10 protein-coding genes are annotated in these 14,700 nt (G+C 67.8%); 4 read left to right on the top strand and 6 right to left on the bottom strand.

The genetic code is table 11. The features are described from left to right. Positions 1–21 precede the first annotated feature (21 nt). The 5 genes from ACYX4S_RS04030 to ACYX4S_RS04050 all read right to left on the bottom strand — a co-directional run bounded on the left by ACYX4S_RS04030 (position 22) and on the right by ACYX4S_RS04050 (position 10,691). Positions 22–2,115 (bottom strand): potassium/proton antiporter, encoded by a 2,094-nt coding sequence (locus ACYX4S_RS04030; RefSeq protein ID WP_476361979.1) that lies wholly within the window; start codon positions 2,113–2,115, stop codon positions 22–24. Positions 2,116–2,287: 172 nt separating this feature from the next. Beyond that, positions 2,288–3,445, bottom strand: coding sequence for a saccharopine dehydrogenase family protein (locus tag ACYX4S_RS04035; RefSeq protein ID WP_476361980.1), 1,158 nt, complete (start codon positions 3,443–3,445; stop codon positions 2,288–2,290). 197 nt (positions 3,446–3,642) lie between these two features. Further along, on the bottom strand, positions 3,643–4,038 hold the full coding sequence (locus ACYX4S_RS04040) for a DUF2000 domain-containing protein (protein ID WP_422069396.1): 396 nt from the start codon (positions 4,036–4,038) through the stop codon (positions 3,643–3,645). An 86-nt stretch (positions 4,039–4,124) separates the two neighbouring features. Then, positions 4,125–4,931, bottom strand: coding sequence for an AraC family transcriptional regulator (locus ACYX4S_RS04045; RefSeq protein ID WP_476361981.1), 807 nt, complete (start codon positions 4,929–4,931; stop codon positions 4,125–4,127). A gap of 153 nt (positions 4,932–5,084) precedes the next feature. Then, positions 5,085–10,691, bottom strand: coding sequence for an apolipoprotein A-IV repeat region-like domain-containing protein (locus tag ACYX4S_RS04050; protein WP_476361982.1), 5,607 nt, complete (start codon positions 10,689–10,691; stop codon positions 5,085–5,087). A gap of 253 nt (positions 10,692–10,944) precedes the next feature. Between ACYX4S_RS04050 and ACYX4S_RS04055 the strand changes: the two genes are divergently transcribed. From ACYX4S_RS04055 to ACYX4S_RS04065, 3 genes are all read left to right on the top strand, one after another. Then, entirely contained in the window at positions 10,945–11,265 is a 321-nt protein-coding gene (locus tag ACYX4S_RS04055; protein WP_476361983.1) for a hypothetical protein, read from the top strand. A 265-nt stretch (positions 11,266–11,530) separates the two neighbouring features. Then, positions 11,531–11,926, top strand: coding sequence for an Hpt domain-containing protein (locus tag ACYX4S_RS04060; protein ID WP_476361984.1), 396 nt, complete (start codon positions 11,531–11,533; stop codon positions 11,924–11,926). A gap of 152 nt (positions 11,927–12,078) precedes the next feature. Further along, entirely contained in the window at positions 12,079–12,399 is a 321-nt protein-coding gene (locus ACYX4S_RS04065; protein ID WP_293723881.1) for a 2Fe-2S iron-sulfur cluster-binding protein, read from the top strand. A 130-nt stretch (positions 12,400–12,529) separates the two neighbouring features. Here ACYX4S_RS04065 and ACYX4S_RS04070 read toward each other — a convergent pair whose 3' ends face one another. Beyond that, entirely contained in the window at positions 12,530–13,084 is a 555-nt protein-coding gene (locus ACYX4S_RS04070; RefSeq protein WP_476361985.1) for a recombinase family protein, read from the bottom strand. 105 nt (positions 13,085–13,189) lie between these two features. Between ACYX4S_RS04070 and ACYX4S_RS04075 the strand changes: the two genes are divergently transcribed. Then, positions 13,190–14,620 (top strand): NCS1 family nucleobase:cation symporter-1, encoded by a 1,431-nt coding sequence (locus ACYX4S_RS04075; RefSeq protein ID WP_476361986.1) that lies wholly within the window; start codon positions 13,190–13,192, stop codon positions 14,618–14,620. The last annotated feature ends 80 nt before the right edge of the window (positions 14,621–14,700 follow it).

Genomic DNA, 14,700 nt, shown 5'->3' on the forward strand with positions numbered 1-14,700 from the left:
CTTCGGCATCGGCGCATCTTCTCAGGATAGCGGGCCGCGATAGATGTCGGGCTCCGCGCGTCCGTCGGTGTCCCTGTCGGGCTCCATGCCGGAGGTGGAGGCCTTCTCCGGTGCCGTGTCCGGCGTCTTTCCGGTCGGCGAACCGGTGTCCTTCCCCGCTTCCTCGTCGGTCGGGGCGGGCCTGTCTCCCGCCTTGGTTTGCGTCTCGATCCTGGCCGTTTCGCCCGGGGCTTCCAGCAGGGTGCCGGCGCGCTCGCCCAGCCGGCGGGCCATGACCTTGGCGCGGGCGCGGCGACGGCGCACCCGGGTCGCCACCTTGCGGCCGATCTTCGTGAAATCCTCGCGGGAGAAGAAGAAGGGCAGGACCGGCTCTTTCGGTTCCACATGCTCCACCGCAAGGCCGACGGCGGTGATGCCGTGGTCGTCGTCGATGTCGCGCACCACGAGGTCGATGTCGCCATAGGCGACGCGGTCGGCCGGCTCAATGTCGTCCCCCAGTTCCCGGGCCAGCAGCGCGCGCACGCTGAGATCGGCATCGGCCTTGTTGATGCGGATTCCGTAGAGGCCTGCGATGTCCGCCAGACGCGCTTCGGGATCGAGCGGAAAGTCACCGAAGAGCGCCGGGTCGTGCTCTTCCTGCGCAGCCCCGGCGAAGAGCGTGTCGAGGACCGGCACCTGGCGGGCGGTGGCGAGGATGTACATGCGGTCGCCGGCCTGCGGCTTTCCCGCCTTTTGCAGGCGCACCGCATGGCCGTCGCGCAGGATGAGCACCGGCCGCGCCCAGCGGGGCACGCGTTCGCCGCGCGCCACCGCGCTTTGCGGATGCACCGTATAGCCGACGAGTTCGTGATCCTCGCCGCCGGGGAGTTCCAGCTCGATACGCTCCACCGGTCCCATGCGCGGCGGAACGGTGAGCTTGAGCTTCTCCGCCATCGGCCGGATCGTCCACCCCTGCAGCACCAGCGAGGTCAGCACGATCAGGAAGGTGACGTTGAAGATCGTCTGCGCGTTTTCCAGCCCGGCGATCAGCGGCAGGATGGCAAGCAGGATCGACACCGCCCCGCGCAGGCCCACCCAGGAGACGAAGGCGATCTCGGCACGGGTGAAGCCGAAGGGCACGAGGCAGAGCCAGACGGCGAAGGGGCGGGCCACGAAGATCAGAACGAAGGCCAGCGTGAAGCCGGGAAGGGCGGTCTCCGCGAACTGGGACGGCGTGGCGAGAAGGCCGAGGGTCACGAACATGCCGATCTGGCCGAGCCAGGTCATGCCGCCCTGGAAGTTCTTCAGCGCGGGCTGCTGGCGGATGCGCACGTTGCCGCACAGAAGCCCGGCCACATAGGCTGCGAGAAAGCCGCTGCCGCCGGCAAGCGAGGTCGCGCCGAAGAGTGTCAGCGCCAGCGCCAGAACGACGATGGGATAGAGCGCCGGCTCCAGTGGCACACGGTTGACGATCTGGACGATGGCGTAGCCGCCGGCGAGACCCGCGACGAGGCCGAGGCCCATCTGGCGGACGAGTTCCAGCGCGAGATCGCCGGCAAGTCCAGGCTCCAGGTTGGCATCCGGTCCCATGATGCCGCCGGCCGTGGCAAGGCTCACGAGCGTCATGGTGAGGAAGATCGCCATCGGATCGTTCGAGCCCGATTCCACCTCGAGCGTCGCGGAAATCATCTCGCGCAGATGGATGCCGCCGACCCGGAGCAGGAAGAACACGGCCGCAGCGTCCGTCGATCCGACGATGGCGCCGAGCAGGAGGCCGTCTGCAATGCGCCAGTCGAAGAAGAAATGCGCGGCAAGGCCGACGACGCCCGCGGTCAGGCCAACTCCGAGCGTCGCAAGCACGAGTGCCGGCGCCGCCGCCAGGCGGAAGGTGTTGAACCGCGTGCGGAAGCCTGAATCGAAGAGGATGATCGCCAGAGCGATGGACCCGATGAAATAGGCGGCACGCGCATCGGAGAACGCGATGCCGCCCGGACCATCCTCGCCGGCCGCGAGGCCCACGAGCAGGAAGACGAGAAGCAGCGGGGCGCCGACGCGGAAGCTCACGAGCGAGGTGAACACCGACACGGCAACCAGTCCGGCCGCGATCAGGATCACCAGGTTGAGCGTTTCGAGCATTCGGTCAGGTCCGGCAGGCGGGCGCCCGGGAGGAGCGCGCGGATTCGTTCCCTCCCCGACTATAGGGGAAGTTTGCCGGAAGGGTGGCCGAAAGGCCGTCGGAGCGGTCTTTCGGTCCTTGTTTCAGCCGCTTGTGGCACGCAAGGCCCGGCCGTCGGCCTCAAATGCAACCTCAGGCGGCGGCGCGCGGCCGGGCACGGGAGGGAAGGGCGGCGACGCGGCCTTGCGCGTAGACCTTGCCGAATCGGTTTTCCAGCATCGCGTCGAGCGGGATCGTTTCCTGCCGGAGGAAGCCGGACCGGGGCAGGCGACCGTTGCGAACGAGGTCCAGCGCAGCGCAGATGCCCGATGATGTGGTGAGCTGGATCGCCGACCAGGTTTCGCCGTCCACCTCCTGTGCCGCCACCTTGAAGATCGACGACATCTCCTCCCGTGCATCGCCCCGTGTGCCGGAGGCGGTGATGAAGATCAGAACGGTGTCCTGGCGGGTGGCCGCCACGGCGGTCTCCATCACGTCGCGCATCAGGTCGCGGCGATCCCTGAGCCCGAGATCGGTGAGCAGCATCCGCATGATGTCGCGGTGGCCGGGGTAGCGGGCGGTGAGGTAGCGAAGGTTGCGCACCTTGCCCTCCAGCGTTTCCGCCAGCGATCCGAGCCCGCCCGAGGTGTTGAAGGCCTCGTAGTCGACGCCGTCGAGGGAGAAGGTCTCATAGCCCTCCAGCGGCTGGACCAGCGTCGGCACGCCGTCGACAACCGCCTCGCAGGGGTTGCAATACTCGTTGATGAGTCCGTCGGTCGACCAGGTGAGATTGTACTTCAGGGCATTCGTGGGATAGCGCGGAAGCGCGCCAACCCTCAGCGTCAGCGTGTCCAGTGCGTCGAAGCGGGTGGCAAGGTCATGGGCGGCGACGGAGACGAAGCCCGGCGCGAGGCCACACTGGGGCGCGAAAAGCGTTTCCGCACCGTCGGCGAGCTCCTTCACGAGCTTCGTGGAGGCCACGTCCTCCGTCAGGTCGAAATAATGCGTGCCGGCGGCTTTCGCCGCGCGGGCGATGGGGCCGGTAAGGAAGAAGGGAGCGGCGGACAGAACGGCTGTCTTGCCGGCAAGGAAGGCGGCAAGCGCCTTCTCGTCGCTCACATCGATCACACGCGTTTCGACTCCGGGGCGACACGCCGCGGCAAGGGCGGCCTCGTCCCGGTCGGCGAGGGTGACGCGATAGTCTCCGGTCGCCGTGAGCATGGCGGCAAGCGACCGGCCGATCTTGCCGGCGCCGATGATGGCGACGGGCCAAATGCTGTCGGAGCGGCGGGGCAGGGTGGGGGACGGCATGGATGTTCTCCTCTGGACGGCGGCGTCCGGATTGTCCGGAGCTGTCGCGGACCGCGTCGTGTGTCGCGCGGTCTCGATGGGAGAATCGTAGCCGTATCCCGGTTCGGAAAAGAGCGGCCACCCTGCCGGTCTGTCGGCCATTTCCGACGTAATGACGGAGTTTTCGACAAACCGTCTTTTGACGCCTGGAGGGGGGCTCAGCGCAGCAGCGGCAACCGGCCGCAGATCCGGTCGACCGCCTTGCGGGGGCCGGCCAGCAGGATCGCCAGCGGAGCGTGGTCGGGCAGGGGAGCCTCCGCCATGCGCCGGGTGTAGTCGGCGTAGTCGCGCGCCTCGAAGGCCGCGCGCATATAGGCAAGGCGTACCGGCAACTCCCCGGCGGCCGCGAAAAGGCCGGGCAGGTCGGTTTCGGCGGCCCCGAGCACAGGCACCGGAACGGTGGTGATGCCGGCGACCGGGGTGCCGTCGCCGGCCGGCGTGTCGGCTCCGACGAGATCGGGGTGAAGGCGGCCGAGGCTCATGCCCAGGACGGCGGCGAAATTGGCCTTGAGACCGGTGGGAAGACTGTCGGCGACGATGATGACGGGCTTCATGGACGGGCATCTCCTTTTTCGCGGAGATGCCACGGACGCGGCATTGCGGATTGGACGAAATTGACCTGCCGGCGATGGCTGACCCGTCAGTGACGGACCAGGCTGCCGGGGGTAACGCCGAGCTGGCGACTGAACTGGCGGATCATGTGGGCCTGGTCGCAGAAACCGGCCGCAAGAGCCGCCTCGGCTGCCGGCACGCCTTGCAGAAGCAGGCTCCTGGCCCGCGCGACCCGGCACCGCAGGACATGGGCGTGGGGCGTCATGCCGGTCTCGCGCACGATGCTGCGGATGAAATAGGACGGTGACAGCCCCGCCGAGGCGGCAAGCCCGCCGAGCGTCAGGTCGCGGCCCGCCTCGACACCGGCGGCGATCTCCTCGCGCAGGCGCGCGACAGTGACCGGCTCGTGGCCTGCGGGCCGCAGGTCCGCGCGCCCGTAGTGGGTGAAGGCCAGCGCCAGGACCTCGTGGACGGCTTCTTCCGCCGCGAGCCTCCTGTCGGGGTGGGGAGCGGCGTTGAGCCGCCGGGCGAGAGAAGTAAGCGCCCGGCGCAGCAGCAGCCCGCGATCGGGCGGTGCGACCTCGGCGAAGCCCCGCAGCCGCACCGGCGCGAGGAGGTCGCGCACCGCGTCCTCCGTGACGTAGAGCATGTTGTAGCGCACGTGGCCGGCCGCCGCGTGGCCCGTATGGGGCTCTTCCGGGTTCATCAGCGACAGGGTTCCCGCCGGCAGAACCATCCGCTCGCCACGGCAGACGTAGCCGCCCGCGCCCTCGGCGATGGCGCCGATGGAAAAGCCCTCGTGGGCATGGCGGGCAAAGGTCTGGGAGCTGAAGGCCGCCTCGAAGAGGTCGACCCCGTTCAGCCAGCTCAGGTGGTGATAGCGGTTCGCCGTCATGATCCGCGATGCCTATCCCGTTTCGCGCGGGCGTGCCAGTGCGCGAACGCACGCGGATACGGCAGGGTCAAAAGAAAGGGCGCGGCCGTTTCCGGTCGCGCCCTTTCAAGGTGTTCATCGGGCGAACCCGGCCCCCGGGGGGGGCTTGCGGCCTCAGTCCAGCCGGCCGCTCGCGTGGGCGAGCATGGTGTAGACCTTGCCCGTGTCCGACGTGAGGTACGTCTGGCTCATGATGTTGTCCCGGTCGTTCTTCGATACTTGCGAGAGAAGCTGCTCGAAGTCGGTCAGGTACCGGTCGACGGCCGCCCGGAATTCGCCGTCGCGGGCGTACTTCTGGCGGATCTCGTCGAAGGTCTGCTGACCCTGCAGCGTGTAGAGACGGCGCGTGAAGACATGCCGCTCACCGCGCTTGTAGCGGTCCCACAGGTCGATGAACGTCTCGTGGTCGATCGCGCGGGCGATGTCGATCGACAGCGAGTTCAGGCTTTCGACCATCTGCAGCGGCGAGCGGTCCTGCTCGTCGTCTCCCTCGTCCTGGGACGCGCGGCGCAGAAGGTCGGAGACCCACCCCTTGGACTGGCCGCCAGCGGCGGCCGGTGCGGGGCGCTGCTCGGCCTGGGGACGCTGTGCCGGCTCGAAGTCGGACAGGGTCTTGCGGCGAAGCTCTCCACGGATCTCCTGGCGCGGTTCCTGCGGGGCCCGTTCCTGACGCGGCTGCTCCGCGCGCGGCTCGCTGCGGGCCGGTGCGGGGGCGGCCGCCTCGCGCAGGGGAGGGCGCGGGGCCTGCTCGGCGCGGGCCGTGGACCCGGCGCCGGCCAGCATCCGCTCACCGGCACGCGAGGTGTCGAGGGCGGAGGACTGGCGCGAGACGATCTCGGAGAGTTCCGAAAGCGCGCGCACCTGCTCGCTGACCACCTTGCGCAGGGCGGCGGTGGACTGCTCCGCCTCCTCCGGAAGGTCGAGAATGCCGCGCTTCAGTTCGCTGCGCGTCTTCTCGAGCTCGCGATGAACGTCCCGGGCCACGTCGCGCATGCGCGTCGTCGCCTCGGTGAAGCGCTCGGAGGCCTCGGACAGCGTCTTGGACATCTCCGAGACGACCTCGTCCTGGGCGGCGCGAACCTCGTCGCGGGCCTTCTGGCCCTCGAGGCCGGCGGAGAGCCGCATGGACTCGAACTGCTCGGTGACGGCCCTGGTGGCGGCCTCGGCGGCCGCCGTGAGCTGGGACGTCACGTCGCGGCTCTTGTCGTCGGCCGCCTCGAGCATCTGCTCGAGCTGGCTGGCGAACCCGCGCATCAGGCTGTCGACCGCCTCGGTCTTGGCCAGGAGCGTGTCGGCCACGTCCTCGATGGCGGTCTTGCGCTCGCCGACGCGGCTTTCCACGTCGCGGTTGGTCTCCTCGAGGTTGCGGGCGGCATCCGACAGCATCCGGCCATGCTCCTCCAGACGGCTCGAAAGGGCCGAGATGTCGGAGAGGACGGTGTCGGAGACCCCGCGCAGCGTCGCGGTCTGGTCCTTGAGCACGTCGGTGGAGGAGGTGGTCTCCGTGACGGCGCGGTCGATCGCGGTGCGGAACTCGCCGGCGCTGCGCGACAGCGAGGTCTCGATCTTGCTGAGGTTCTCGCCGGCGTTGGACACGACGTCGCTCAGCAGCCCGTTCGACTCGTTGAGACGGTTCAGCAGGCCGCTGATCTCCATCTCCAACTCGTTGCGCGTGCGGGTGAGGATTTCGGAGGCCGAGGCGCTGCGCTCGTCGAGGGTCGCGACGAGCTGGTCACCGGCCTCCATGAGCTTGCGCGTCGCGTCGAGACCGGTGCGGGCGAAGCCGTCCGTGACGTCGCGACCCTTGACCGTGATCGCCTCGAGGATCGCGTCGTGAACCTCGGAGACACGCGCGGTGAGGGCGCCTGCACGCTCCTCGATGGTGGCCACGAGCTCGTTGCCGTCGGAGCCGATGATCTCGGCAAGCTTGCCGGAACGGGCCTCCAGGGCGGCGTTGAGCTGGTCGGCACGGGCAAGCAGATCCTCCGCGACCGCGTTGCCGCGCTCGGACAGGAGGTCGGCCGCCTCGCGCACGGCACCCGAAACCCGCGAACGCACGCCGTCGGCCTCGCCGGCGACGATGTTGCGGATCTCCTCGACCGTACGGGCGAGGATGGCGCGGGCCTGCTCGCTCTCGTTGGTGAGCGTGCCGGTGACCTCGGCCATGGTGCCGGAGAGCTCGGCGCGGACCTTCTCGCTCTCGCCACCCAGCGCACCGGTCATCTCGGTGAGGCTGGAGACGAAGACGGCGCGGGCGCGCTCGCTCTCGGCGGCCAGCGACCGGGCCGCCTCGGTGACGGCCTCGACCAGAAGCGCGCGCATCTTCTCGCCCTCGCCCGACATGGTGTCGGTGGCGGTGGTGAGGGAGGCGACGATGGTGTCTGCGGCCTTCTCGCTTTCGCTCTGCAGGGCGCCGCGGGCCTCGCCCACGGAGCCGAGCACGATCTGGCGCAGGCGGGTGCCCTCGCCCTCGAGCTTCTCGGTCGCCGAGCCCAGGGTGGTCTCGACGATGTCACGCAGCTTGCCGGTCTCGCCCGACAGGGTGCCCGACAGGCTCTCGATGGTGGTGACCGCCTCGGTCATGACCTCGGAGAGCAGGTCGCGGGCGCGCTCGCTCTCGCCGGTCAGCGTGCCGGAGATGGCCGACAGGCGCTCGGCCAGGACCTTTTCCAGCTCGGCCGAACGGGAATCCAGCGTCTCGGCGACCTCGAACACCTTGGAGCCGAGCGACACGTTGATCTCCGCGATGCGGTCGGACAGCGTGTCGGTGAGCTCCTGGCTCTGGCGCGACAGCACCTGACCGGCATCGGTGAGACGCTCGTCCAGCGCGCGCGACATCTCGCCCTGGCCCTCGACGAAGGCGGAGGCGATCTCGCGGGTGCGGGCGATCAGGGTCTCGCTGATCTGGCGGGCGCGGGCGTCAAGCGCCTGGTCGATGCGCTCGGTGCCGACCGACATGGTCGTTGCCAGATGCTCGGCCTTGTCCGACATGGACGCGGCCGCCGCCTCGACCTTCTCGCCGATGGAGCTCTCGAAGGTGACGAGATGCTTCTCGATGGTCGAACCGATCTCGCGCGAACGCTCGGTGAGGCTGTTGCCGATCTCCTCAGCGCGGCCGCCAAGGGTCTCGCCGACCTCGTCGACCTTGGCCGAGAGCTTGACGGTGATCGCCTGCGAGCGGTCCTCCAGAAGGTCGGACAGGGCCACGGTGCGCTCGTTGAGCGTGGTCTCGAACTGGCTCGTGCGCTGCTCCAGGGTGGAGGACAGGCGGTCGATGCCGCCGGCAAGCGTCGTGTCGAAGCCCTGGATGCGGCTGTCGAGGGTCTCGGCCAGCGCGCCGGAGCGCGTGTCGAGGGACGTCGTCAGCGTGTCGACACCGCGCGAGAGCGCGCTGTCGAAGCCGTCGATGCGGCTGTCGAGCGCTTCCGACAGGGTCGAGGCACGCAGGTCCAGCGTCGAGTTGAGCGACTCGATGCGGCCGTCCAGCGTCTCGCCGAGCTCCGACGCGCGCAGCTCGAAGGACGAAAGAAGCTGGTCGCCGCGCTCGCCGAGCAGGGTCTCCATACGGTCCAGATAGCCGGAAATGCCGACCTGCAGCGTGCCGCCGCGCTCCTCGAGCGTCGCGTCGAGGCGGTCGCCGATGGCGGTCAGTTCGCCGGCGACGCGCTCGCCGCGCGAGCCGATGAGATGGGCAAGCTCGGTGCCGGTTTCGGCCAGGGTGCGGGCGAAGCCGCTGGTCTGGTTCGACAGGGACTCGGTGAGCGAGAGGGAGGCCTCCTCGAGCGCGGAGCGGAACGTCTGCGCCTGATTGTCGATGAGGGCGGCCATTTCCTTGCTGCGGTTTTCCAGACGCTCGTCCAGAGCCTCGCCGTTGACGGAGATGGCCTCGTGGATCTTGTCGCCGACGGAACCGAGGCGGTCTGCCAGTTCCGTGCCGCGCACGGTGATGGTCTGGCTGAGGCTGCCGGCGGTCTCGTCGAGCTTGGACGCGATCTCGCCGCCGCGCAGCGACAGGTCGACCACGATGGACTCGCCCGTGCCGCGCAGGATCTCGGCGACCTCGTTGGTGCGCGAGGCCAGCGTGTCGACGATCTCGGCCCCCTTGACGGAGATGGTGTCCGTGACCTCCTGGCCACGCAGCGAGATGCTCTCCACCACGCGGTCGCCGGTTTCGGCGAGCGAGGCATCGAGGCCGCTGACGCGGGTGTCGAGGGTCGACAGAAGCTCGTCGGTGCGCGAGGTGATTGTGTCCACGAGCTTGCCGCCGGTCAGCGACAGGCTCGCGGTGATCTCGTCGCCACGGCTGTTGAGCGTGTCCATGAAGGTGCCGGCGGTCTCGGCGAAGCGATCGTTGATCGCGTTGCCGCGCGTCTCCAGCGTCTCGGTGAACTCGGTGCCGGTGCGGTTCATCGATTCCACCAGCGTCTCGCCGGTGCCCGTCAGGCGCTCGACGTAGCTCTCGCCGTGGCTGGTGAGGGTCTCGATGAGCTGGCCGCCGGCAGTGTCGAAGGTCTCGGCGATCTCGCGCACGCGGCCGTCGACCGTGGCATTGAGTTCCGCGACCCGGCCGTCGATGGAGCTGTTGAGCTCCGCCACGCGCCCGTCGATGGACAGGTTCAGCTCCGAGACGCGGCCGTCGATGGCGGTCGTCAGTTCGGAAACGCGGCCGTCGATGGCACCGGTAAGCTCGTGCACACGCCCGTCGATGGCACCGGTAAGTTCGTGCACGCGTCCGTCGATGGCGCCCGTCAGGTCATGGACGCGGGTGTCGATGGCACTGGTCAGGTCGCCCATACGGCCATCGATGGCGCCCGTCAGGCGGTCGGTGGCGCTGTCGGCGATGGTGCTGATCTTGTCGGAGGTCTCGGCAAGCTGCGCGGCGAGGCTTTCGTGCGCGCCCGAGATGGAATCGCGGACACGGTCGGCGTTGGAAACGACCGCCTCGCGCTGGGTGACGAGTTCGTCGATCAGGGCACGGATCTTGAGCTCGTTGTCATTGTAGGAGCGCTCGAGCGAGGAGACCTCGTTGTGCACGAGAACCTCGAGCTCGCTGGCGCGCGCGATGGCGCGCTCGATGCCGTCGCCCATGGCCGCGACCTCGCGGCGGATGGCCTGTCCGACGCTGAGGATCGACTCCTTGGCCACATCCTCGGGCTCGGCCAGGCGCAGGGCGACCTCGGTCATGCCGCGCGCGACGATGCGCATCTCCTGCGCGCGGTAGATCATCAGCGCCATGGCCCAGAAGAACAGGACCGGCACGATGACCGCGACCGCCGACATGGTCAGCGACGGGGAGGCGAAGAGGTCGGTGGCGCTGCTCAGACCCGCGATCTCGGTGGAGAAGGCGGCCGAGGCGAGCCACCAGCCTCCGGCGATCCACAGGATGGACAGCGCGAAGGCGAACCAGAAGGGGGCGGAGGTGGGCCGGCGCTGCAGGGCGTAGATCAGGTTGCCGATCGTGCGCCGGTCGTCGTTCGCGGCCGAGGCGGGACGGTTGCCGCCGCGTCCGCGCCGCGAGGACCGGCGGTCCTCGGTCTCGCCGCTCTCGCCGACGGGCGACTGGGGCGTCGCCGTGGAGGACTGGGAACTGCGCTGGGCGCCGCCGCCGGAAGCGGTCTCGCCGCCGTTGTCCGTCGTGTCGCCGAAATCGATCTTCAGCGCTTCCTCGACAGCACTGAGGGCGGCCTCGGCCGGATCCTTCGCCTTCGGGGGGTGTGCCATGGTGTTATCGCCTCGCATCCGTACTCGTTACACATCGGAATGACCGGACGCGATACGCGCGCCGTCATGCCATGCACGGCTCGGCTGTCCCGGCCAACGCGCCGGGAACGTGTTTGTCGGGACCGTCCTGTCCTGCAACCGGCCTCTGGCTCCGGACGGACTTCTCCCTAACTTGCCGCACACCACAAGCTAATGACACAATCCGGTGTGGTGAACAAGAATTTGCAGAGTCGGGACAAGGGGATGCGAGGCCATGGCGGGTGAGGCGAGGGGGCGCGGAAAGGCGTCCGCACGCGGTTCGGGTGCTTCCCGAAAGGAGCATTCGGGGGCTCGTACCTCCGCGCGCGGGCCGAGCGCGGCGCAACGCGCGTGGCTTGTCTGCGGGCTCGATCAGGCCGGCGGGAAGCTGCCTCTCTTCCTTCCCGACGGGCGGCGCGTGGACGAGCGCACGGTGCGCTCCTGCATGGCCGCGGGATGGGCAGAGCCTTGGTTTTCCAACCCGATCAAGCCCGACTGGCTCGTATGCCGTCTCACGGACAAGGGGCGTGAGGCGGTGGACGGACGCGCCGGCTGACGGTTCCTTCCGGATCGCTGCAAGGGTGCGAGTCTCACTCTCCGGGGAGTGTGGGCGTGCGGTCCTGCGTGCGCTGCTGCCGGGGTATTCGATAAAATGTGTGAAGATGCGTTAACCAAAGATTCACTTTGTTGGAGGGCGCGCGGGGAAATCCCGGTCGCTTAACCCGGTTTTTGTCGATTGTGACGATGATCGGACTTCCGCTGTGGTGCGGTCGCGGTCCACAACGCGGCGGGCGAAAGCGGGTTTCAACAAGGGGATCTAAATGTCTCAGGGAACGGCAAGCCAGTCCGCGACGGATGCGTCGGTGTCCGGCGAGACGGCGGACGTGGTGTCGTCCGGCGGGCCGATCGATCATGAGCATCTCGACCGCCATACCTTCGGCAACCCGGACCTGGCCAGGGAGGTTCTGGGCCTTTTTGCCCGTCAGGCCGAACAACTTGGCGCGCGTCTCGGCAATGCGGAGACGCCCGATGGGCTCGTGCGGGTCGTGCACACGCTGAAGGGGTCCGCGCGTGGCGTCGGCGCGTGGCGCGTCGTTGACGAGGCGGAGCGGGTCGAGGCGGTTCTGCGGACGGAGCAGGCCGCGGATCTCGCCTCCCTGCGTGCCGCTCTCGACGAGGCGCGCGATTTCATCGCCATGACGCTGGATGCGGTGTAGACGGGTTTCGACGCTCGTGCCTTGACGTTTTGTCGCGAGATTGTATGTCGAGGACAAACACCCTTGCCGTGGCACGGTCCGGGACCCGCGACCCGGGCCCGTTTCACCATCGCGGCCGGGGCAGCCCGCAGCCAAGCCGAGACAGCCAGCCCATGCCGAAGATCACCTACATCACCGCCGACGGTTCCCGGACAGAGGTCGACGCCCCCAACGGATCGACCGTGATGGAAAACGCCATCAAGAACATGGTGCCGGGGATCGAGGCGGAATGCGGCGGCGCCTGCGCCTGCGCGACCTGCCACGTCTATGTGGACGAGGCCTGGGCGGCGAAGACCGGTTCGCCGGACCCGATGGAAGAGGACATGCTGGACTTCGCCTATGACGTCCAGCCGACCTCGCGGCTGTCGTGCCAGATCAAGGTGAGCGACGAGCTCGACGGGCTCGTGGTGCGCATCCCCGAGCGACAGGCCTGACGCCGGGCGGCGCGTGGACGATCCGCGCTCCGCCCCCGCTGTGCCTGTCCTGCATCCCTTGCGACGTCCGATTGCTGTCCGGCCTCGTGCCAGGCGCAGCCCCTTGCGTTGAACGGCGGGGCGCGGAGGATCACTTCAGCGCCGCCGCCTTCAGCCGTGAGATTGTCGAGCGGCTGACTCCGAGCAGTCTGCCTACTTCCGCGGCAGACTTGCCGATCCTGAGCAGCGAGATCGCCTTCAGCCGCTCCGGCTCCGAGAGCTTGCTCGGACGGCCGATGGAAATGCCCACCACATCGGTCCGTGTCGTGGCTCCGGTTGCGAGCGCGCCCAGCTCGACCTCGAATTCGACCAGTCCGCGCAGTGTCTGCAGCATTTGCGAGACCGAATTGGTGCGCGTGTCGCACCATGGTTCGGCCAGCGAGCGGAAGCTCGCGCCCTTTTCCGTTACCTTTTCCAGAAAATGCAGAAGGTCCGGCACGGACCTTGCTACGGCTGCAAGGCGCGTGGCGATGACGGTCACGCCCGGACCGATCTCCGCCAGGAAGTCTTCCATGTTCGACGTGTTGAGCAGGCCCTCGTCGGTCCGGTCGGTCCAGACCTTTTCGCAGCCTTCGCTCTTGAGAGCGGCGATCTGCAGCTCTGCCTGATACCAGCGCGAGGATACGCGTGCGTAACCGAGCTTCATGGCGTTGTCCTCCAGTTTTCTGATTGACTTTTGCACGCAATTTTGCACGGCTTGGGCATCAAGACACAAAAGGCGGAAAACCGCCAGTCCAGATGGGGAATATCAATGGCAGACAATCTTGAAATCAAGGGGCGCGATCCCTCTCTCTACAATGAAGACCTGGCCCCGATCCCGGTTTCGAAGCGGACCTGGGGATGGTTCGAGATCTTCAACGTGTGGGCCAACGACGTCCAGTCGCTGTTCGGCTACACGCTGGCCGCCTCGCTTTTCCTGACCTACGGGCTGAACGGCTGGAGCGTGTTCGCGGCCATCCTGATCGCCGGCTTTTTCGTGATGTGGCTCGTCAACATGATGGGCGAGCCCAGCGTGAAATACGGCATTCCCTTTCCGGTGATGGCGCGGGCCAGCATGGGCGTGCGAGGCGCGAATTTTCCCGCCATCGTGCGCGCGATTGTAGCCATCTTCTGGTACGGCGCGCAGACCTATTTCGCCTCGACGGCGGTCGCGCTGCTGATTCATGCCCTGACGGGCCCGGCGGAGGCGGACGCCGCGAAATTCCTCGGCCTGACGGGCGTTGACTGGGTCGCCTTCCTGCTGGTCTGGGTGTTTCAGATCTGGCTGTTCTGGAACGGCATCGAGTGGATCACCCGCTTCCTCAACTGGGCGGGACCCTTCGTCTACCTGGTGATGATCGTTCTGGCCGGCGTGATCTGGTACAAGGCCGGCAGCGGCCTCATGTCCGAGATGGGCAATATCTTCCAGGGCACGAGCAGCTACGAGGGATCGAGCTTCGGCGCCTTCATGGCGATCGTCGGCACCATGATCGCCTATTTCGCGGCGGTGGTGATCAACTACGGCGATTTCTCCCGTTTCGTGCGCAGCCAGTCGGAGATGAAGAAGGGCAACCTGCTCGGCCTGCCGGTCAACATCGCCTTCTTCTCCCTCATCGCTCTGGTCGTGACGGCCGGAACGGTGGCGGTCTTCGGTGAAAGCCTGACCGAGCCGACGGACATCATCGAGCGCGTCAACTCGGTGCCGCTGACCATTGTCGCCGCGCTGATGTTCTTCGCCGCGACCGTTGGCATCAATCTTGTCGCGAATTTCATCCCGCCTGCCTACGATCTCGCCAACCTGATGCCGTCGAAGATCAATTTTCGTGTCGGCGGCCTGATCACCTCGGCCTTCGCGCTGGTCATCGGCGGGCTCTGGGTGTCGACGATCAGCCAGATCGGCATCTTCAACTTCGTCAACACGCTGGGCGCGATCCTGGCGCCGGTCTACGGCATCATGATTACCGACTACTACATGATCAAAGGCGGGAAGCTGGACGTGGAACAGCTCTTCTCCGCCGATGAGTCGGGCCTCTACTACTACGACAACGGCTGGAACCGCACCGCGCTGATCGCCTTCGGCCTGGCCGGCATCTTTTCCGTGGCAACGGTCTGGGTTCCGGCGCTTGCGGATCTCTCCGGCTTTGCCTGGGTCATCGGCGCCGTGCTTGGCGGCGGTCTCTACTTCGTGCTGGCCAGACGCTGACCCCTCGCGTCACCGCTGAAACCGAAACGAACCGCGGCGGGGCCCCCGCCGCGGTTCACGCACCTGGGGGCTAAAGGCCC

Source organism: Stappia sp. ABD4_338 (genome assembly GCF_056312175.1).